The sequence below is a fragment of the Streptomyces sp. NBC_01717 genome (genome assembly GCF_036248255.1).
GTDB lineage: Bacteria > Actinomycetota > Actinomycetes > Streptomycetales > Streptomycetaceae > Streptomyces.
In genome coordinates, this window is the sequence record NZ_CP109178.1 from 581,563 (window position 1) to 601,085 (window position 19,523).

The following is a 19,523-nucleotide window of genomic DNA, read 5'->3' on the forward strand; positions in this document are numbered from 1 at the left end:
CGATGAGCGCGAGGCTTCGTCGTCATCCTCGGGTGCGCCGTACGCACTCCGTGACGGTGGCGCGGAGGCTACCGGTCCGCCGCATCAGGTCTCTCTGGACACGCGCTCCGTTTCCCGCAGTGAGCAAAGAGCCCAACCCGTCCTCGGCCGCCTTCAGGTCGCCGCTCTCCTCCAGGGCCCCACACACATGCGCCAGCAGCGCACGAGCCACGGTTTCAGCGGGTTCGGGATGCATGGTGAGAGGGTGGAGCAGCCGGTCATCCAGCCCGGAACGGCTTGCTCGCCAGGCAGCCATGCGCAGGAGACTCGTACGGAATTCGGCAGGCGACTCACCGGCTCGCCATTCACACGCCGCTGTCTCGACCAGACCACGAATCAGGGTGGCCAGCAGCACCGTGACCAGCGGATCGAGACACACGTCCGCAACTCTGACTTCGATGGTGGGATAGCGGTGGCTGAGGCGCGCATCAAAGTAGATCATTCCCTCGTCCCGCAACACTTCGGTGTCGAGCAGCGCCTGTATCTGCTCGTGATAGCGCTCCGCGGAGCCGAATACGTCTACCGGGCCCGCCGACGGCCAGCGTCCCCAGACCCTGCTCCGATAGCTGTTGTAGCCGCTGTCCTGGCCCTGCCAGAAGGGCGAGTTCGCGCTCAGGGCCAACAGCACCGACAACCAGGGCCGCACGCGGTCCAGCACGGCGACGCCCTCCTCGTCCGACTCCACCGACACGTGGACATGGCATCCACATGTCAGCTGCTCCTGCGCGGTCAGTCCGAAATGCTGCTCCAACCACTGGTACCGCTCACCGGTTCCGACAGTCGGGCTGACCGGGAGCGGGGACGTGGCCAGCGCAACCACGGCGGCCCCCACATCGGCCGCGTGACCGGCGGCCTCCACCCGTCGGCGGATAATCTCTTCCGCCAACTCGTCCATGTCGGTCTGAGGCCGGGTGGCAAATTCGAGTTGCTGGCGGTGCAGCTCGGGCTCGAAGGCACACTCCCCTTCGGCATGTCCGTCTGCCATGGCCAGAACCGCTGTCGACACTGCCTGTGGTTCACCACTCTCCGGGTGGACCAGAAGAAGTTCCTCCTCAACACCCACGCTCCGCACAGCCGTGCCCTTTCTCCTTGTGCCGAGTGTGCGCGCTTCCGACAGGGCTACCGACCAAAGCATCCCATCTAACCACATATTCGTTCGAATAATTCGCCTCGACTCCCGTGCGCACACTCAGAGCTATGCGGCATCTACCCGATATGCCCACCTTCGTAATGAATGGGATAATTTTTTGCAAGGAGGCTGCGAAGCGTTTTCGCGTTCGCAGACCGGATCCCAGCCCCCACAGGCAGGCAGGTCTACTCATGCCCAAACATCCGAAGCCATCCCAGCCGCCACACGGCGAAGGTCCGAGCCGGCACAAAGGAACCCAGCAACACGGCTGGGCGTCGGACGTGGACGAGACTCGCCAACAGGACAATCCGAGCGCGCATCGGTCCTTCCACCCCGAGGAGCACGCACCCGGCCCGGGACCCGGCAGGAAGGTCTCCAAAGAGGAAAGCCAGGACGTCACCGGAGATATCGCGAAAAGCACCGGCCGCAGAGGCGAAGAGCACGCCAAGGGTTCTGAAGAGGGCATGCACGACACGGGTCGCAGAGGCCGTTCACAGCGCCCCAGCGGCACCAAGGACGCCTCGGCAACCACCGGGGTGGACCCTCAGGATCCCCCCGACAAGAAGTCCAGGCACGGCTAGACCCACTCGATCACCTCATGCCCGGCTCGCGGGCCGGCCCGATCCGGTCACCTGAGGAGATCGGGTGGCAGTACGCAGCAGCTCCGTTCCTCAGAGCTCTGCGTTCCCCGGCCCGCCTGTAATGGGGGCTGTGCGTCGGCTGCCGACGGCCGAGCAATCCGAGAACCTCGACAGCGAAGCCGCATACGTGGGAGGCAGTCATGGCCGTACGGCACCAGCTCATCCTCCGTAAGCCCGGTGTGGTGTGGTCCCTCCTCGAGGACGAAACCCGTTACGGCGACTGGGTCGTCGGCACGCACGAAACCGGTCCGGGGGAAGGCCGATGGCCCGAGGTCGGATCTTCGATCGACTACACGGTGCGTCTGGGCCCCAAGGAGTTCCAGGGCCACACCACCGTCCGTCGCATCGATCGGCCCGGTGCGCTCGAACTCGAGGCAGACAACGGTCCGCTCGGCACCGCACGAATCGCGTTCGACATCCGGCCCTGGGGCGACGACACTCTCGTGATCGTCGACGAACACCCCTTGCGCGGGCCGGGAGGGCAGTTCCACAACGCCGCCCTCGACGCCCTCCTGCAGATCCGGCACCGCACCATGCTCGGGCGACTCGCCAGGGTCGTCGAGGACATGCCGCCCGACGCCGACCACCCGTGAAGACAGCCGACCGACCGCAAGAACGGTACGGAACATCCGTTCGTCCGGGACGGCTCCGAACCGGTCGAAGAGCCCGCATGTCGTCCGCTCTCGGGCCGTCGAGGCCTTGGCCGCGCGCCGGCGGAGGCCCGGTGAGCCCGCCTCCGGACGGCTCAGCCCCCGAACCGGGGCGAGGTGACGGTGAACAGTCCACCGTCCGGGTCACGCAACGTGATCCAGCGGTCGGTCTCGGATTGCTCCACCGGAGAGACGCTGCCGCCCCCGAGGCCGGTGGCCGTCTGAACGGCGGCCTCGATGTCAGGCACCCGGAAATGGACGTGCCAGCGCGGTCTGACCTGCGGGTCGGGAGCAGCCTCCACGGCTCCGCCGCTGAGCCGCGCCACCGTGTCCTGGCCTTGACGAAGTACGACATGATCGTTTTCGTAGGCGACTTGGCAGCAGCCCGGTCGCTCGCCGCCCCAGTCGAGGACTTCGCCATAGAAGATGGCGGCATCGAAGGCATCTCTGGTACGCAGTTCGAGCCAAGCGGGGGCCCCTTTGCGACCCACCCCCCAGTCCGGGATGACCTCTCCCTCCCAGATCCCGAAAACTGCGCCGTCACGGTCCGCGGCCAGTGCCGCCCGGCCGGTGCCGAAGGAGAGGGGGCCGACGGCCAGCGTGGCGCAGCGTTCGCGGATCCGTGCTGTGGTCACGTCTGCGTCGTCAACGGCGAAGTACGGCATCCACGCCACGGCCACAGCGAGATCCCGTGCGAGTGCGCCGATGCCGGCGATCGGAATCCCCTCGTGAAGACCGACGGAGCAGGCATCCCCGAGCCGAGCGGGGCGGAACGTCCAGTCGAGGACAGAACCGTAGAACTGCTGCGCCGCTTCGAGATCGCGGGTCATGAGGCTGACCCAGCACGGAGCGCCGAACATCGCGTGGCTTGAAGTTGACATGCCTGCCATCTCCTCCGCCGTCACATACAACCGGCACGTCCCACAGTAGCGCCGGGCAGGTCGAGCCACTGGGGCTCAGCACCGTACCGGCTGCGGCACAACAGGTGTCGCACCCACCTACCCTTCTCCCGGGCTGCGTGGCTCACCAGCTGTGACAGTGGCCGGCCGCAGACGAACGGCCGCAGGTGTCGCCCGCCGACGGCGGCTCTTCCCCGGGGCCCGCCGGGCCGTCCAGCTCAAGCGCCGCAGAGTGGACCGCAAGTCCGGCAGGATCAGCCCCAAGACCGTCCACACGGCCACCCGCCTCACCGCCGCGCAGGCCACACCCACCCACTCACGAACCTGGTCGAGCCGGTTCTCATATCCGTTCCACGGGCGGACCGCACCGCCCGAAGCAGGGCAGGTGCTGGGCTTGGTGCTGCGTCGCGGGCGTGCGCCGGGGCGTGCGGCAGCCCCCTTTCCCGCGTTCCCGGCCCTACCGCCAGTCCCCCAGCGTGCTGTGCTGGTGTGCGTGTTGAAGAGCTCCGGGGGTACGCGTGTGGAACGGTGAGCTGTTTCAGCTCATGCCATACGAGTGGAGGGGCTCCCCTTATGGGACACGGCGGAAATGTGATCGCGGAACTCACCACCGACCACCGCGAGGTCGACGAACTGTTCGAGAAGATCGAGGCGCAGCCGGTCGGCGACAAGCGGCGCCGGAAGCTGGTCGATGCACTGACCATTGAACTGGTACGGCATTCCGTCGCCGAGGAGATGCACCTGTACCCGGCGGTCCGCAAGCACGTCGAGGGCGGTGACTGGATCGCGGACAAGGAACTCTCCGATCATGCAGAGGCGGAACAGCACCTCAAGGGCCTGGAGGGCCTGGCTGCGGACGACCCGCAGTTCGACCACTTGGTAGCGAAGCTGAAGCTCGAGGTGAGCGAGCACATCCGCGATGAAGAGGAACGGCTGTTCCCTCTCCTCGCCGCGGCTTGCACCCCCGAAGCTTTGAACGAACTGGGCGACAAGGTCCGCACAGCGAAGAAGACGGCCCCCACCCGCCCGCACCCCTCCGCCCCGGACACCCCGCCCGGCAACAAGCTGCTGGGCCCCGGCGTCGGCCTGGTGGACCGGGCGCGCGACCTGCTGACCGGACGCGGCAAGAGCTGAACACCCTCAACAGACCGTGATGAACCGGTTCCCCTTGCTGATCACGGCCTCCGGCCTGGTGCTCGCCCTCCACAGCGCGGGAACGCGCCAGCCGTCCCCGCAGAAGGGGTGCGGTGCCCGGGTGAATCCATCGCGCAGCGGCACGAGAGCAAATAGGCTGTTTTGTGCCGAGGGCCGGTTTGCAAGAGACCTCGCCCGGCCAGGTACCACCTGATTCGGAGCCGCCACACGGACCGAACTCGGGTGGGTTTCCTTCTGGAGGTTTCTGTCATGTCCGATTGGCGGTCGCGTGCGGCCCGAGCAGGTAAGTGGCCGCTGAGCCCGGGCGGACACGGGCCGGACCCCGCCCCCGAGCATTCGATGGATCCACGGGCGGAGCAGGAAGAGCCCCCCGCGTCCCTGGCCCGCAGCGTGGTGGACGCGGCGATCTACCGTGACGGGCGGCGGATCGCGACGCCCTCGACGCTCGAGGAGATCTACGAGCGACTTCCGGGAGAGCCGGGCACCATGGCGTGGATCGGGCTGTACCGCCCTTCCCCCGCGCAGCTGTGGGAGGCGGCGGAGCAGTTCGGGCTGCACGAACTGGCCGTCGAGGACGCCATCGTGGCCCACCAACGGCCGAAACTGGAGCGCTACGGGGACACGCTTTTCGTCGTGCTGCGCTCGGCCCGGTACATGGACGAGGCCGAGGAGGTGGACTTCGGGGAACTCCATCTGTTCGTCGGCCCCGGATTCGTCCTGACCGTACGGCACAGCCAGGCACCCGACCTGGCCATTGTCCGCAAGCGACTGGAGGGCGACCCCGAGCTGCTGGCGCTGGGCCCGGAGGCGGTGCTGTACGCGATCCTGGACGCGGTGGTCGACGGTTACGCGCCCGTGGTGGCCGGCCTTCAACACGACATCGACGAGATCGAGACCGAGGTGTTCGGCGGCGACCCGAAGGTCTCCCGCCGTATCTACGAGCTCTCCCGCGAAGTCGTCGAGTTCCAGCGCGCCACCCGGCCGCTCCTGACCATCATGCGCGGGCTCGAGGCCGGTTTCGAGAAGTACGGCACGGACGAGGAGCTTCAGCGTTACCTGCGTGACGTCGCCGACCACGACACCACCGTGGTCGAGCGCGTGGACAGCTTCCGCGAGATGCTCGGCGACATCCTCACCGTCAACGCCACTCTGGTCAATCAGGCTCAGAACGAAGAGATGAAGCAGTTGGCCGAGGCCGGCCACGCACAGAACGACGAGATCAAGAAGGTCTCCGCCTGGGCGGCCATTCTCTTCGCGCCCACCCTCATCGGCACCGTCTACGGCATGAACTTCGACCACATGCCCGAGCTGCACTGGGTCCTCGGATACCCCTTCGCCATCGCCCTGATGGCCGTGGTCTGCGTCGGCCTGTACGTGGTTTTCAAACGCCGCGACTGGCTCTAGCAGCCCCGTGGGCATCCCTCCGGATCAGCGCTGTGAACTGCTGCCGGGTTGCCGTTAGTTGTCAGCATCGGCCATCGTCGAGCGCCCTTCCACGGCCCGGAGACGGCCCCGGGAGGGCGCTCCCGTGGTGCGATGAGGCATCCGCTTTCGGAGTCCGGGCGCGGCAGCCGCTGTGACAGCTCCGCTCCGGGTGCCAAGCCCGCTCGAGCCCATTCAGCAGTGCAGTTGTGGGCCGCCGTTGATGTCAACGGTGGATGTCGGAGCGACCGCTGGGCACGTCTCGGTGGCCGCGACCGACGCTTGTCCTGCCGGTCCACCCCCACCCGTCGAAGGGCGTCCGGACCCGACGCGGGAGCCCACCCGCCGACGCTTTGATCCGGTGTGCTGCGGCACTAACTGCCGCAGGCGCATCCGGTGCCAATGGCAACGGGCTCGGCCTGCTCGTCGGAGGTGCAGCAGGCGGCCGGTGCACTGCCGGCGCTCTTACCGAGGGTGTCGGCGTCGGCCTTCACGACGTAGACCTCCCAGGGCTCCTTGCCGGGTCCTGAGACCCAGACCTTGTCCTGGAGGGCGTAGCAGCAGGAGGTGTCGTTCTCCTCGAAGGTGGCCAGGCCCGCTTCCTGGAGTCGGCCGGTCGCCGCGGTGACCTGGTCGGCGGACTCGACCTCGACGCCGAGGTGGTCCAGGCGGGTGTCCCGGCCGTCCTCGCCCTCTATCAGAACGAGCTTGAGCGGGGGCTCGGTGATGGCGAAGTTGGCGTAGCCGGGGCGGAGCTTGGCGGGCTCGGCGCCGAAAAGCTTGGAGTAGAAGGCGATCGAGCCTTCGAGGTCGGCGACGCGCAGGGCGAGCTGAACGCGGGACATGACGGTCTCCCTCATCTGATTCTGCATCGACATCTATCGATACAGCTCGACAAGCTTGAGGTTGCCACCGGAATTGATAAGCGTCAACATAGACACATGTCGAAATCAGAGCTTCGGGTTCTCGCGCAGAACGAACAGGCGGTGTGCTGCTCGCCGATGGTCCGCGAACCGCTGGGCGAGGCGGATGCCGTCGACCTGGCACGCATGTTCAAGGCTCTCTCGGACCCGGTGCGGCTTCGGCTCCTGTCGCTGATCGCCTCCCACGAAGGCGGTGAGGCCTGCGTGTGTGACCTGACCGGGCCGTTCGACGTGTCACAGCCGACGATCTCGCATCATCTGAAGGTGCTGCGGGAAGCGGGCCTGGTGGGCTCCGAGCGGCGAGGGACCTGGGTCTACTACTGGGTGCTGCCGGCCGCGCTGGCCCGGCTGTCCTCGCTTCTGCAGACGAGCGACGAGCCGACCGGGGTCGGGGCCCGCTGACGACTTCCACAGCCTCTCCCGGCCACAGCGTCGCAACCGATTTCATCGGTACGCCCGGTCTGGTGACAGTCCTGGTGTGCTCCGGCGTTCAGTCAACCGAGCCGTCCCGCGAGGTCGCCGCCTACCTGACCGCCCGGATTGCCGGCGCCATCGGCGAAGCAGTCGTGGCCGATGCCGTGTTCACCGAATCCGTGGTGCGCCTCGCCACCCACGACCGGTCCGCCGGGCACTTGCATCCGGGCGAAGCGGCCGCGACCAGGCATCCAGCGGCCCTCTTGACATGCCTCCCATAGGCGTTTCGTCAATCCGCTAGTGTTCACCCATGTTGCAGACGAGATTCACCGATATGTTCGGGCTCGCCCATCCGGTGATGTCGGCCCCCATGGCCCTGCACAGCGGCGGGACACTCGCTGCCGCGGTCTCCGCCGCCGGTGGACTCGGCTGTTTCGGGGGTACGCATCCCTGGAAAGGGCCCGACTGGATCCGCGCGGAGATCGCGACCATCCGTGCCACGACGGACCGGCCGTTCGCAGTCGGGTTCATCACGCCTTTCCTCCCTTTCACCGAGCCGCTGTTCGACGCCACGCTGGAGGAGCGGCCAGAGGTCGTCGCATTGTCGTTCGCCGATCCCCAGCCGTGGCTCACCCGGGCCAAGGACGCGGGAGCCCGGGTGATGTGCCAGGTCCAGAACTACGAGGACGCCGCGGCAGCGGTTGCCGCGGGGGCCGATGTCCTCGTGGCGCAAGGCAACGAGGCCGGCGGGCACACCGGGATGATGGGCCTGCTGCCGTTCCTGACCGGGATCGTGCGGAGGTACCCCGATGTCCCGGTGCTGGCCGCAGGCGGCATTGGCGACGGACGAACACTCGCAGCCGTCCTCACCGCCGGTGCGGACGGTGCCTGGCTGGGCACGGCATTCCTCGCCACACCCGAAGCGGTCGAGGTGCACGACATCCACAAGCGCCTGATCGTCGAGAGCGACGGCGGCGACACCGTGTGGACGAGGTCTTACGACATCGTGTCAGGACTGCCGTGGCCGACCGGTATCGGCGAACGCGTCCGCCGCAACCGGTTCACCGACGAGTGGTCGGAACGCGAATCGACGCTGCGGGACCGCGCGGAGGAATTCAGGCCTGCGGAAGGCGCCAACCCGTTCGGGGCCGCGCCCGACCCCGACACCAGCGAGATCATCTACGGTCAGTCGGCGTCGTTCGTCGATGGAGTGCGGCCGGCCGCTGACGTGGTCCGCGCGATCAGCGACGAGGCCGAAGCGATCCTGGACTCGCGGCCCCGCTCGCTGATCCAGCCTGATCGAAACGAAAGACCCTGAGGGCTGTCCCGTCATTCCTGGTGGATCAGTGCGCGGCGTCGGATGCGGTCCATCGCAAGGCGGAGGGGCGTCCTCATACCGGGCGTATTCGGGCGTTCCGACAACGCGGCGAGGTGCCGTAGCTGTCATCGTGCGCCCGCCGGGGATGACGGGGCAGCCTTTAGGTGTCCGGGGCGTCGGGAGCGTAGCCGAACACGTCGCACGGCGTGGAGCGGTCACCAGGATCCGGCCCGATCCGCCTTCGTCCGCCGCTGTTGGTGTCAGCCGCTGATGTCGGACACCGGAGAGCCGTTCAGCGGTCACCAGTCCATACCGCGGCCCTGACGCCCAGGTTGCGTTCGCCGGACGCGCGCATCTGCCTCGCTTCTCATCGGTGACCCATTCCACGTAGGTGGGGTCGGCTGGTCCGGATGGGCGCCATCCAGTCGCCGGGACCTGGCTCAGTGAGTGTGATGGATATGCGGCCGCTCGGCCGCTTCAGTGGGCTGCATGCTGGCCGCCTGCTGGAGGCAGCGGGGTTGCGTGCATGCGAAGCAGAGTGCAACTGAGCGCGTCGGCCATCGCGAGCACCGGCGCCGGAGGAAGGAGTCCATATGGCAACGCCGTCCTCTGACGGGCCGGATCACGCACACGCTGACGTCAACGGCGCCGACCACATCGGCGGCGCGGGCCGGCCGCCCCACGACGGCGAGGGTGGCGACCGCGGCGATGCCGGCGGTCCATCCCGGGGAGATGCCGCGGAAAGCGGTTCGGCCAAGGGCGCTGTGAAGCGCACACTGCGGGAGTTCAAGGAGGACAACCTCACGGACTGGGCGGCCGCCCTGACCTACTACGGAGTCCTGGCGATCTTCCCTGCCCTGCTGGCTCTGGTGTCCATTCTGGGCCTGCTGGGCCCTGCCACCATCGACTCACTGATCAAGAACCTCTCCAGCATCGCGCCCGGGTCCATGCGCGACATCCTCACCACGGTGCTGGAGCAGCTCAAAGGCGGTCAGGGAAAGGCCCTGCTCGCGTTGATCATCGGTGTCGTCCTGGCGCTGTGGTCGGCCTCCGGCTACGTCGCTGCCTTCATGCGGGCATCCAACATCGTCTACGACATCGGCGAGGGCCGGCCGGTCTGGAAGACGCTGCCGGTCCGCTTCGGCATCACCGTGGCCGTGGTGGTCCTCCTGGCCCTCACTGCGGTCGGCGTCGTCTTCACCGGACCACTGGCCAAGAAGATGGGGTCGTTCCTGGGGCTGGGCGACACGGCGGTGACTGCCTGGAACATCGCCAAGTGGCCCGTCATGTTCGTCCTGGTGGTTCTGATCATCATGCTGCTGTACTGGGCCGCCCCCAACGTCAAGCGGCAAGTCCGGCGCGTGGTGCCCGGCGGTGTCCTGGCCGTGGTCATCTGGCTCATCGCCTCCGCGCTGTTCGCCCTCTACGTCGCCAACTTCAGCAGCTACAACAAGACCTACGGTGCCTTCGCCACCCCCATCGTCGCGCTGATCTGGCTGTGGCTCACCAACATCGCGATCCTGCTGGGGCTGGAGTTCAACGCCGAACTCGAACGTGGGCGTGCCATCGACAGCGGCCACCCTCCGGGTGACGAGCCCTATGCCGAGCCCCGCGACACCCGCAAGCTCTGATGCCGGCCGCTTCGATCTCCTGTTGTGACTGTGCCTGATTCCTGCCCTGTGCAGGGGAGAGACGGCGGGCGGGATGGGAACACCCCGCGCACGCCCCGACGCGCGAAGTACCGGTCGCCGTAGCTCCTGTCAGCTCCCGCACTTGCCGACGTGCGGGTGCCCGAGAGTGTGGTGAGCGCATCCGCGACAATGTCCGAGGGGGGGCACCACATGACACCACAGGAAACCATCACGGTGGAGCGCATGGGCGGCTCGGCCGCAGCACAGGCTGAGGACGCGTTCAGACTGGTCTATGCCGACGTCTTTGCGGAACCGCCGTACAACGAGACCGCGGACGACGTCGCGGCCACGTTCCGGCACTTTCGCTGCCAGACCCGCAAGCCCACCTTTCGCGCCGCCCTGGCCCATACCGAGGACGGCGAGCCGGTCGGCATGGCCTACGGCCATCCAGTCGAGCCCGACACAAGGTGGTGGGACGAACTGACCGAGCCGGTGCCCGACGAAATGCGGCGCGAGGACGGGCACCGCACCTTCGGTCTCATGGAACTTGCCGTGCGCGGACCGTGGCGCGGGCAGGGTGTCGCGCGGCGCCTGCACGAGTCCCTGCTTGACGGCATCAAGGCCGCACGGGTGCTGCTGAACGTCCACCCGGACAGCCAGGCAGCGTCGGCCGCCTACCAGACGTGGGGCTACCGCAAGATAGGCGAGGCGCGCCCGTGGCACGGCCCGGACCTCTATGACGTCATGCTGCTCGACCTGCGCACATGACGACCACCTACAAGCGAGTCGCCCACCGGGGATGGAAACCTTCTGCGGCTCGCCCGGAACGGCGCTTTGCCAGACCTCTTACTGCAGCAACTCGGCGACCTCGGACAGCTGGGCCTTGGACAGGGGGCCGCGTTGGAGGGCCCCGGCGTTCTCCTCGGCCTGGGCGACGCTGCGGAAGCCGGGGATCGGCACCGTCCGCGGGCTGCGTGCCCACAGCCACGCGAGGGCGCCCTGTGCAAGCGTGCGGTCGTCGGCGGTGAGCACGTCCCGTACGGCGTTGATACGCGCCCTCCATTGCGCTGCGGGCACGCCACCCTCGTCGAACCAGCGCAGCCACGCGGGCGGCACCGAACGGATGTCCCCCGCTGCGCCGCGGCCCGAAGAGCCCTGTTTGCCGGCGAGCAGGCCCATGGCGAGCGGGCTGCGCACGATCGACGCGAGTCCGTGCTGCTCGCACAACGCCAGCATTTCGGGCGCGTCCACCAGCACATTGCACGCGTGCTGGACCCCCACGCAGTGCTCCCCCTGAGCGAAGAGCGCCGCCCGCCCGGGATCGTCGGTGCTCCAGGCGTACGCGCGAATGAGCCCTTCTCGTACGAAGTCCTCGCAAGCTTCGCGCAGTTCGGTTGCCTCGTCCAGCGGTACGTCGCCCAGATGCAGCTGGTAGACGTCGATCCAATCGGTGCCCAGCCGCCGCAGCGACGCGGTCAGGGCGCGGCGCGCATACGCGACGGTTGAGTCCTCACCGATGAGTGTGCGGGTCTCCTCGTCGAAGACGTTGCCCCACTTGGTGGCGATGACCACCTCGTCCCGCCGACCCGCGAGTGCCCGCCCCAGTACCCGCTCGCTGCGGCCGGTGCCGTACACGTCCGCGGTGTCGAAAAAGGTGACCCCGAGCTCCATCGCCCGACGGATCGCCGCGATGGACTCCTGATCGTCGACGGTGCCCCACCCGAGGGGGTTCCCGTCGGCATCCTGCCACTCACCGCCGATGGCCCAGCACCCGAATCCCAGCGCACTGACCTCGATCTCGCTGTCTCCCAGCGTTCTGTTCTCCATGTCTACGCACGCTACGAGTTGGAGCGCACACGAGGGCAAGGCCGCCGAGTGATCCAGGTTTCCATGTCCACCAAGGTGATCGACCGACCGCTCGAGCCCACCGGCCCGGCTCCCAAGCCGGGGGCCATCCCGGTCACAGCAGTCGAGATCGGACTCCAAGTCGAGCTCCTACGCTGCAGACGCTCCCCTCGGCTCGGGATGAGTCCCGCCCGATCAGCTGGAGTCCGGCAGAACCGGTTGGGTGAGATGCCGCCACAAGAAGGTATGCACCAAGGCGTTGTTGTGGGCGGACTGTTCGTTGTCGCTGGCGCCCGCGTGGCCGCCGCCGGTGTTCTCGTGGAGGAGGACCGGGTGGCCGAGTTCGCGCAGCCGTGCGGCCGCCTTGCGGGCATGGCCAGGGTGGACGCGGTCGTCACGGGTGGAGGTCGTCAGAAGAACCGGTGGGTAGACCTGGTCCGCGGTGAGTTGGTGGTAGGGGGAAAGGGCACGGAGGTGGGAGCGATCGGCTTCGTTGTCCGGGTTGCCGTACTCGGCGATCCAGGACGCGCCGGCGAGGAGCTTATGGAAGCGGAGCATGTCCAGCAGAGGTACCTCGGCGACGATCGCGCCGAACAGGTGCGGGTAGCGGGTGACCATCGCGCCCATGAGCAGGCCGCCGTTGCTGCCCCCGGCGGCGCCCAGCATGCCCGGGGTGGTGATGCCCCGCGCGATGAGGTCTGCGGCGACGGCCGCGAAGTCCTCGAAGGCCCGCGGCCGGTCCGCGCCGAGCGCGGCCTGGTGCCAGTCCGGTCCGTACTCGCCGCCACCTCGGATGTTCGCGATCACGTAGGTGCCGCCGCGCTCCAGCCACGCCCGGCCCGTCACCGCGTCGTAGAAGGGGGTGAGGGAGACCTCGAAACCGCCGTATCCGTGGAGCAGTGCGGGTCCCGGGCCGGTGGGGGAACGGTCGGGACCGATCACGAAGTACGGCACCCGCGTGCCGTCCTGGGAAATCGCGAAGAACTGCTCCGCCGCCAGACCGGCCATGTCGAAGCGGGCCGGAGCCTGCTTGAGGATCTCTGTGTCGACGCCGATCTGCCCGCGGTGGAGGGCGGCGGGCTGCAAGAACCCCGACACTTCCAGGAAGTACTCGTCGGAGACGTCCGGGTCCGTGTCCATGACAGTGACGGCGGACAGCGCCGGGACGTCCGCGAGCGGCTTGCGTGCCCACCCACCGACGGGGGTCGGGGTGAGGACCTCGATGCGGGTGCTGACGTCGCGCATCGTCTCCAGGATCAGATGGTGGCGGGTCCAGGAGTACCCGGTCAGAGCCGTTCGCTCATCCGGGGTGAACAGCACCTCCGCGGTGCGGTCACCCGCCAGGAAGGCGTCGAAGTCGAACGCCAGCAGAGAGCCCGCCCTCTGCCCCAGCCAGTCGGACTTCAAGGTGACGATCAGATGCTGCCGATGGACACGGGTACTGGCGTCATCGGGAACGTCGATCCTGACGAGCGTGGCGTCAGGAGTCAGGAGATACACCTCACTGCGGAAGAAGTCCATCGACCGGGCGACGAAGTCCCGCTCGAAACCGGGTGTGGTGTCGCGCCAGCCCCCGGTCGAGACATCTCCCGCCTCGCCCTCGAAGACCAGGGCGGCTTCCTCCAACGGCGTGCCGCGTCGCCACCTGCGAACCGTACGCGGATAGCCGGAGTCGGTCAGCGATCCCTGCCCGAAGTCCGTGCCGATGAAGACGGTGTCGGTGTCGATCCACCCGATCCGCGTCTTCGCCTCCCCCACCTGGAACCCACCCTCGACAAAAGCCCGAGTGGCCAGGTCGAACTCGCGGACCACAACGGCATCACCACCGTCGCGCGACAAACACACCAACGCCCGGTCGTAATTGGGATGACGCACCCGCGCACCGGCCCACACCCACTTCTCGCCCTCCGCGGCAGCAAGCGCGTCGACGTCGAGAAGGACCTCCCACTCCGGGGCATCCTTGCGGTACTGCTCCAGCGTCGTACGCCGCCACACACCACGGACGTGCTCGGCGTCCCGCCAGAAGTTGTAAAGGAACACGCCGCGACGGATGGTGTAAGGGATGCGGTCCGAAGCGTCCAACACCTCCCGCAGACGCTCCTTCAATGAAGCGAAGCCGGCGCCGGCGGCCAGCACGTCCTCCGTCTCGGAGTTCCGCTCGGCCACCCACTCGAGCGCGGCCTCGCCCTCAACGTCTTCCAGCCACAAATACGGGTCGTCATCCATCACACGCCGAATTGTGCAGGCCCGGAACGCGTGGCGGTACCACATCCACCGAATGTCCGGGCGTGCGCTCTCGGCTGTGCTGCCATCCGGTGCGCCCGCTCGGGCATACCGGACGTACCCGATGGCCACCACGACGGCTGCCCCGGCTGACCGGCGGTGGCTCAAGGGCCATGATCCCGGGGTTCAGGGAAATTGGGGGTGCTTCAGCGCGAACTCACGGCCCGCCGGTGTGCATCAGGCCGATGTGTCCGTGGGCTCGAGTGAGACACGAGGATGCTGAGCGATCCGAGGGGCTCGGCGTGACATCGGCCTGGACGTCCTCGGGTCATGACGGTCGCCCGCCGAACTGCCAGTTGTGTACCTCGATGTCGGCGTACCGGCCCGCGGTCAGGACGGCGCGCGCCGTGTCCGGGTTCGGCGCCCGGACCAATGCCGCAGTACCCAGCCAGGTGGCGCCGCTGTCGGACAGCAGCGGCCCGTAGGCGATCAGCTCGTCACTGTCGGGCGGCACCGTGAGGTCGGCGGCGGGCCCCGTACCGAGGCCGAGCACCAGGTACCTGTTGCCACCGGTCCGGCCGCCGGGGAAGTCCCACATGCTGCGCCTCAACATGTTGCGCCACCGTCGCACCAGCACGTCCCTGTACACACCGGCCTGGTAGCCGGGCTCATCGAAGGCGAACGCGCGGGCAGCGGTGGGGTCGGGCAGGTCGACGATGTGCACGCTGCCGGTGGGTGTGTCGCCGGCGAGAGTCGGACCCCGGGCGATCATCTCTTTCGCGTACCGGTCCATATAGGACCAATGGTCTTCCAACAACTCGTCGCGCAGCTCTACGGATCCGGGCCGGTCGCGGTGGTAACAGAAGAACTCCATGCCCACAGGGTCTCTACAAGGAGGTGACCGGGTCGAGCGAGTTTCACCGCGATCGCTGCCCGGCGCGATCGCTGCTGGGTAGGAATTTTTTCGTCTTCTTGGGCAATAGAGCGTGTATCGAAAGTGGATCTTTGGCTGTGACCGCACATTCGACAGACGTCCTGGACGGCGTAACAGCGCACGTGTCGGCCACCGCTGCCGGGGTTACGCTGATTCTCAGAAGCTGGGAAACCGGGAAATGGATCTCGTCCGACACTTCAGTGATCGGAGGGAACACAGTGGGAGACCAGGAGACCCGAGCGGCGCTGGACCGGCATTGGGCAGCGTCTGCTGCCGGCGACCAGGACGTCGAGCACGAGATCTATCACGACGACGTCATCACTGACTATCCCCAGTCGGGTGAGCGCATCCACGGCCGCCGCAATCTACAGGCGCTGCGCTCGAACCACCCGGCCAAGCTCACCTTCACCATCCGTCGGATTCTCGGCAGCGGGGATCTTTGGATCACGGAATATGTGATCGCCTACGATGGAAAACCCGCATCCACCATCAGCATCATGGAATTCCGCGACGGCAAGGTCGCCCACGAGACCCAATACTTCGCGGATCCGTTCAATCCGCCCGCCTGGCGCGCCGACTGGGTCGAGCCGATGCCCTTCATCTGACGCGCGCCTCCGAACCGGTCGCGTGCCACATCAAGACCAGGGCGGAGCGGGGACTGACGGGGCGGTCCCGGCTTCGGAGTTGAGGGACCAAATCCGGAGCGAGTCCGGATGCTCGCGACGGCGGGAGACCGGCTCCGCTTTCCCAGCCACCTGTTTGAACCAGCCCCTAGCGATACCTGCAGTCAGAGCTGGTGGAGACGAAGACAGCCGGATCCGATCGCGAGTGGGCCCAACCACCACCGCCTGCCCCTTGACCTCGTCAAGCCGCTGGCCGCTGCCATGCCGACGATGGAGACCGAGATCCTTGGCCACACGATCTACATCCTCGGCGCCACCCACGCCCCCAAGGCATCGCCTTCAACAACGCCGGCACCGAGGGCAAGCTCACTCCGGTCACCGAGGTGACCGACGAGAATTACCAGGCCACCTTCGACACCAACGTCAAAGGCACGCTCCTCAGCCTGAAGCACGAGTTCCGAGCCATGCAGGCGCAGGGCGGCGGCAGCATCATCAACGTCAGCTCCACCTACGGATTGATGGGCTACCCCGACCTCAGCCTGTACGTGGGCAGCAAGCACGCCGTCATCGGAATCACCAAGGCCGCCGCCTTGGAGGGCGCCAAGCACGGTATCCGCGTCAACGCCGTGGCCCCCGGCTACACGCAGACCTCAATGTACGAACGCGCCACCGGCACCGGCACCATCCGGGACGCGATCAACTCCGTACTCCCCATGGGCCGGCCCGGCACTCCGGAGGAGATCGCCGCGGCCGTCCAGTATCTCGGCTCCGACAAGGCCGGTTACGTCACCGGCCAGACCCTCACCCTGGATGGCGGCCTGATGGCCGGCTGGCCCCTCTTCCCCGACTCCTGACGCCTCCCCGCCCCTGGCCGGCCCTTCGGCGGGCCGGCCCACGTGGGTGCTGAAACGGAACGAGAGCGTGCTGTCGAGACCCGGTCGGCCGTCACACGGGCCAGAGGTGGGCATCCACGGTGACCTTGATCGTCGCCTCCGGGGCCAACCGGTGCGAAGCGGCGCGATCTACCCGAAGCGGTAGAGGAGGCCGAAGACGATAGCGAGCAGCATGATGCCGCCGACGATCAACTGCTCCCGGGGGACATCGAAGACGTTGAACTTGTCTGGCGCATCTCTGTGACATCACGCCGATGAGCGGCCGGATGTGCGCGTCTGGGCTCTTGGCAGCCAGTAGCGTGCGCCGGATGAATAGTGCTTCCCCTCTCTCGCACACCTTCCGCTTGATCGTCACGGGGGGTGGGACCGGTGGTCACACGTACCCCGCCCTGACTGCGATCCGGACGTTGCGCGGCAGGTTGGCAGCTGAGGGTAGAACGCTCGATGTGCTGTGGATCGGCACGGCGGATGGCTTGGAGGCGCGGGTAGCCCCAGCTGAGGGCATCGCGTTCACCACGGTCGCTACGGGCAAGATCCGCCGTTCCAGCAACCCGCTGAAGATGGTGACTCCGGCCAACGTCCGGGACATGGCCCGGGTGCCGCTCGGTGTGGCGCAGGCTCGGAAGATCATCGCCGATTTCCGGCCGGACGTCGTTCTCGCCACCGGTGGGTACGTCGCTGTCCCTGCGGGGCTGGCCGCCCGCCTGTGCCGACGCCCGCTGGTTCTCCACGAGCAGACTGTGCGCTTGGGCCTGGCCAACCGGAAGTTGGCGAGCTCGGCGACGAGGATCGCGGTGTCGTCGGAGTCGTCGGTGCCGCTTCTGCCGGAGTCGGTGCGGGGTGCCGCCGTCTTCACTGGTAATCCGGTCCGCCCGGAGGTGCTGGCGGGGCACGCGGACAAGGCGGTCGAGGTGCTTGGGTTGCGCGGCTTCGACCGGCGCCTCCCGACCGTGTACGTCACCGGCGGCGCCCAGGGCTCCCAGCAGATCAACGACGTTGTTCGTGACTCGCTGCCGTGGCTGCTGAGCAACGCGAACGTGATCCATCAGTGCGGCCCGTCGAACGTCGGAGCCCTGCAACAGCTCGCGACGGTCATGCCTTCGGAGTTGGCCGGACGGTACTACCTCACTGGGTTTGTTGGCCCGGAGCTCCCCGACGTGCTGGCTCTGGCCGATGTCGTGGTCTCCCGGAGCGGTGCGGGCACGATCGCCGAGCTCACCGCCCTTGGCAAACCGGCGGTGTTCATTCCGCTCGCCTCTTCGGCCGGGGGCGAGCAGGCGCACAACGCCCGTCACTTGGAGGCGGCCGGGGCCGCTGTGGCTCTGCTCGGCGAGGTCACCGGGGCGAGCCTGCGTGACGCGGTGGGCCCGCTCCTCACGGACCCCGGTCGGCGGGACGCGATGGCGAAGCGGGCCCGGGGGTACGGGCGACCGGATGCGGCGGACAGGCTTGTGGACGTGATCCTGTCCGCCGCGTCCGGCTGACCATGTCCGGACGGTGTCCGGGCTGGTCACGGGCGTTGTCCGATATCGGCGGCGTGGCGGTGGCCTGTACGGGGTGGCCCACGGCGGCCGGTCGCGGCGGGATCCGGTGGCCTGCTGGGCGACGGGCTGAAGCGCGCGGCCGAGCTCGGCCATCGCAGCGGCGGCGGCCTCGGCCAGCGGCTGGAACGCCTCCATCAGGGAGCACATCGGAGCGATCGCCTCGGCAAGGACGAGTTCCGTGTGCGGGCCGGTCTCCCGTCGGCGGCGCTGGGCGACGGCGGTGACGGCTTTCAGCTCGCCGCGCAGCGCCGGGTCAAACTCGGGCCCGTTAATCAGCGCGGTGAGCACCTCCAGCCGGCTCCGCCGCGTGCGGGCATCTTGCTGCGGCAGCAGGGGCAGCGCCGTCACCTTTGCCGCTCTCTGCGGTGTGAGCCCGGTCGAGGCTTCATCAGGCAAAACTCAGCGCCGCAGGCTCAACCGAGGCGGTGCCCGGCAAGCCAACTGCGCGCTCTACACCATCGTCCTGGCCCGCCTCCGCTGGGACGCCCGCACTCGCGCCTACCTGGAACGGCGCGTCACCGAGGGCAAGCCGCGACGCGAAGCCTGAAACGCTACGTCGCCCGCGAGATCTACCAGACCATCATTATTCCCAGGAAGAACGTGCTGAGGCCAGCATCAACTGGTTGGCATCCATGCGGGCATCGAGCCCGCCGTTCGGTACGAAGCGACCGTGCTGGTCGCTGCCATCAACGAATGCCTCTGACGTGACGTGTCGTGATCCGGCTGGTCACGCAGGCGCGGCATAGCAATGCACAGTCACTGTCTGGGTCGAACTCCACTGCTGATCGATGGTGGCCAGCAAGCTCCAACCCAGGCGTTCGTACAGGGCTGCGGCCGACGTGTCGGAGGCCAGGACGTCGAGGACCCGATGCAGAGCACGCTTTTGGGCGTCCTACACGGCCCGCGCCATCAGCAGAGCTCCAATCCCGTGGCCACGAGCTGAGGGTGAAACGAACAAGCGGCTGATCACAGCGGCGTCCTCGACGGGCACACCCTCGCGGCGGCTCCACAGGATCGGTGCCATATCTCCGGCCCCGCTGCGTGACAGACCGATGTGACCGACCACGTGTCCGTTCAGTTCCGCCACCCAGGCCGCGAAGGGGAAGGCTGCACAAGCCACTCGCTGGGATGCTCAGGCCAGTTCGCCGGATAGCCGTCACCGTCATGGACCTCGGCGAGCACGTCGACGCACTCATCGAGATCAGACGCGTCGGGCCGCCGGATGCGGCAGGTCGGGGTT

At 67.7% G+C, this 19,523-nt stretch carries 18 protein-coding genes and 2 pseudogenes; 12 read left to right on the forward strand and 8 right to left on the reverse strand.

The genetic code is table 11. The features are described from left to right. Positions 1–22: 22 nt before the first annotated feature. Positions 23–1,111, reverse strand: a complete 1,089-nt coding sequence (locus OHB49_RS02845) for a glutamate--cysteine ligase (protein WP_329166337.1) — start codon at positions 1,109–1,111, stop codon at positions 23–25. Between the two features lie 248 nt (positions 1,112–1,359). Here OHB49_RS02845 and OHB49_RS45740 point away from each other — a divergent pair, with 248 nt between their 5' ends. Beyond that, on the forward strand, positions 1,360–1,749 hold the full coding sequence (locus OHB49_RS45740; protein WP_443079480.1) for a hypothetical protein: 390 nt from the start codon (positions 1,360–1,362) through the stop codon (positions 1,747–1,749). 200 nt (positions 1,750–1,949) lie between these two features. Next, positions 1,950–2,402, forward strand: a complete 453-nt coding sequence (locus OHB49_RS02850) for an SRPBCC family protein (protein ID WP_329157618.1) — start codon at positions 1,950–1,952, stop codon at positions 2,400–2,402. A gap of 152 nt (positions 2,403–2,554) precedes the next feature. Here OHB49_RS02850 and OHB49_RS02855 read toward each other — a convergent pair whose 3' ends face one another. Next, the gene (locus tag OHB49_RS02855) at positions 2,555–3,340 is read right to left on the reverse strand and encodes a VOC family protein (protein WP_030979032.1); all 786 of its coding nucleotides are present in this window, start codon (positions 3,338–3,340) and stop codon (positions 2,555–2,557) included. 591 nt (positions 3,341–3,931) lie between these two features. Here OHB49_RS02855 and OHB49_RS02860 point away from each other — a divergent pair. Beyond that, a complete protein-coding gene (locus OHB49_RS02860; RefSeq protein ID WP_030979034.1) occupies positions 3,932–4,492 on the forward strand; it encodes a hemerythrin domain-containing protein in 561 nt (186 codons plus the stop codon). A gap of 270 nt (positions 4,493–4,762) precedes the next feature. Beyond that, on the forward strand, positions 4,763–5,917 hold the full coding sequence (locus OHB49_RS02865) for a magnesium and cobalt transport protein CorA (protein WP_329157625.1): 1,155 nt from the start codon (positions 4,763–4,765) through the stop codon (positions 5,915–5,917). A gap of 392 nt (positions 5,918–6,309) precedes the next feature. Here the strand turns inward: OHB49_RS02865 and OHB49_RS02870 are convergent, their stop codons facing one another. Beyond that, positions 6,310–6,780, reverse strand: coding sequence for an ArsI/CadI family heavy metal resistance metalloenzyme (locus OHB49_RS02870; RefSeq protein WP_329157626.1), 471 nt, complete (start codon positions 6,778–6,780; stop codon positions 6,310–6,312). Between the two features lie 96 nt (positions 6,781–6,876). Here OHB49_RS02870 and OHB49_RS02875 point away from each other — a divergent pair, with 96 nt between their 5' ends. Further along, on the forward strand, positions 6,877–7,260 hold the full coding sequence (locus tag OHB49_RS02875; protein ID WP_329157628.1) for an ArsR/SmtB family transcription factor: 384 nt from the start codon (positions 6,877–6,879) through the stop codon (positions 7,258–7,260). Between the two features lie 92 nt (positions 7,261–7,352). On the opposite strand, the gene OHB49_RS02880 is transcribed toward OHB49_RS02875, so the two are convergent. After that, positions 7,353–7,523 carry a hypothetical protein gene (locus OHB49_RS02880; RefSeq protein WP_329157630.1) on the reverse strand — a complete coding sequence of 57 codons (171 nt, stop codon included), beginning with the start codon at positions 7,521–7,523 and terminating at the stop codon, positions 7,353–7,355. Between the two features lie 59 nt (positions 7,524–7,582). Between OHB49_RS02880 and OHB49_RS02885 the strand changes: the two genes are divergently transcribed. The 3 genes from OHB49_RS02885 (at position 7,583) to OHB49_RS02895 (ending at position 10,989) form a co-directional block, all read left to right on the forward strand. After that, positions 7,583–8,590, forward strand: coding sequence for an NAD(P)H-dependent flavin oxidoreductase (locus tag OHB49_RS02885; protein WP_329157632.1), 1,008 nt, complete (start codon positions 7,583–7,585; stop codon positions 8,588–8,590). A 593-nt stretch (positions 8,591–9,183) separates the two neighbouring features. Then, complete coding sequence (locus OHB49_RS02890) at positions 9,184–10,221, forward strand: YihY/virulence factor BrkB family protein (protein WP_329157634.1); 1,038 nt, start codon at positions 9,184–9,186, stop codon at positions 10,219–10,221. A gap of 243 nt (positions 10,222–10,464) precedes the next feature. Further along, a complete protein-coding gene (locus OHB49_RS02895) occupies positions 10,465–10,989 on the forward strand; it encodes a GNAT family N-acetyltransferase (RefSeq protein WP_443079634.1) in 525 nt (174 codons plus the stop codon). A 78-nt stretch (positions 10,990–11,067) separates the two neighbouring features. Here OHB49_RS02895 and OHB49_RS02900 read toward each other — a convergent pair whose 3' ends face one another. From OHB49_RS02900 to OHB49_RS02910, 3 genes are all read right to left on the reverse strand, one after another. Further along, positions 11,068–12,048 carry an aldo/keto reductase gene (locus OHB49_RS02900; protein WP_329157638.1) on the reverse strand — a complete coding sequence of 327 codons (981 nt, stop codon included), beginning with the start codon at positions 12,046–12,048 and terminating at the stop codon, positions 11,068–11,070. A gap of 213 nt (positions 12,049–12,261) precedes the next feature. Beyond that, positions 12,262–14,292 carry a prolyl oligopeptidase family serine peptidase gene (locus OHB49_RS02905; protein ID WP_329166339.1) on the reverse strand — a complete coding sequence of 677 codons (2,031 nt, stop codon included), beginning with the start codon at positions 14,290–14,292 and terminating at the stop codon, positions 12,262–12,264. Between the two features lie 325 nt (positions 14,293–14,617). Then, positions 14,618–15,163, reverse strand: coding sequence for a YciI family protein (locus OHB49_RS02910; RefSeq protein ID WP_329157640.1), 546 nt, complete (start codon positions 15,161–15,163; stop codon positions 14,618–14,620). Positions 15,164–15,300: 137 nt separating this feature from the next. Between OHB49_RS02910 and OHB49_RS02915 the strand changes: the two genes are divergently transcribed. From OHB49_RS02915 to OHB49_RS02930, 4 genes and pseudogenes are all read left to right on the forward strand, one after another. Continuing rightward, positions 15,301–15,828, forward strand: a complete 528-nt coding sequence (locus tag OHB49_RS02915; protein WP_329157643.1) for a nuclear transport factor 2 family protein — start codon at positions 15,301–15,303, stop codon at positions 15,826–15,828. Between the two features lie 401 nt (positions 15,829–16,229). Further along, entirely contained in the window at positions 16,230–16,700 is a 471-nt protein-coding gene (locus tag OHB49_RS02920; RefSeq protein WP_329157644.1) for an SDR family NAD(P)-dependent oxidoreductase, read from the forward strand. 347 nt (positions 16,701–17,047) lie between these two features. After that, positions 17,048–18,223: a UDP-N-acetylglucosamine--N-acetylmuramyl-(pentapeptide) pyrophosphoryl-undecaprenol N-acetylglucosamine transferase gene (locus OHB49_RS02925; RefSeq protein ID WP_329157646.1), complete on the forward strand. Its 1,176-nt coding sequence runs from the start codon at positions 17,048–17,050 to the stop codon at positions 18,221–18,223. Positions 18,224–18,620: 397 nt separating this feature from the next. After that, positions 18,621–18,892 (forward strand): annotated as a pseudogene (locus tag OHB49_RS02930) (transposase); the annotation flags it as partial. A gap of 118 nt (positions 18,893–19,010) precedes the next feature. On the opposite strand, the pseudogene OHB49_RS02935 reads toward OHB49_RS02930, so the two are convergent. Beyond that, positions 19,011–19,507 (reverse strand): annotated as a pseudogene (locus OHB49_RS02935) (GNAT family N-acetyltransferase). Between the last annotated feature and the right edge of the window lie 16 nt (positions 19,508–19,523).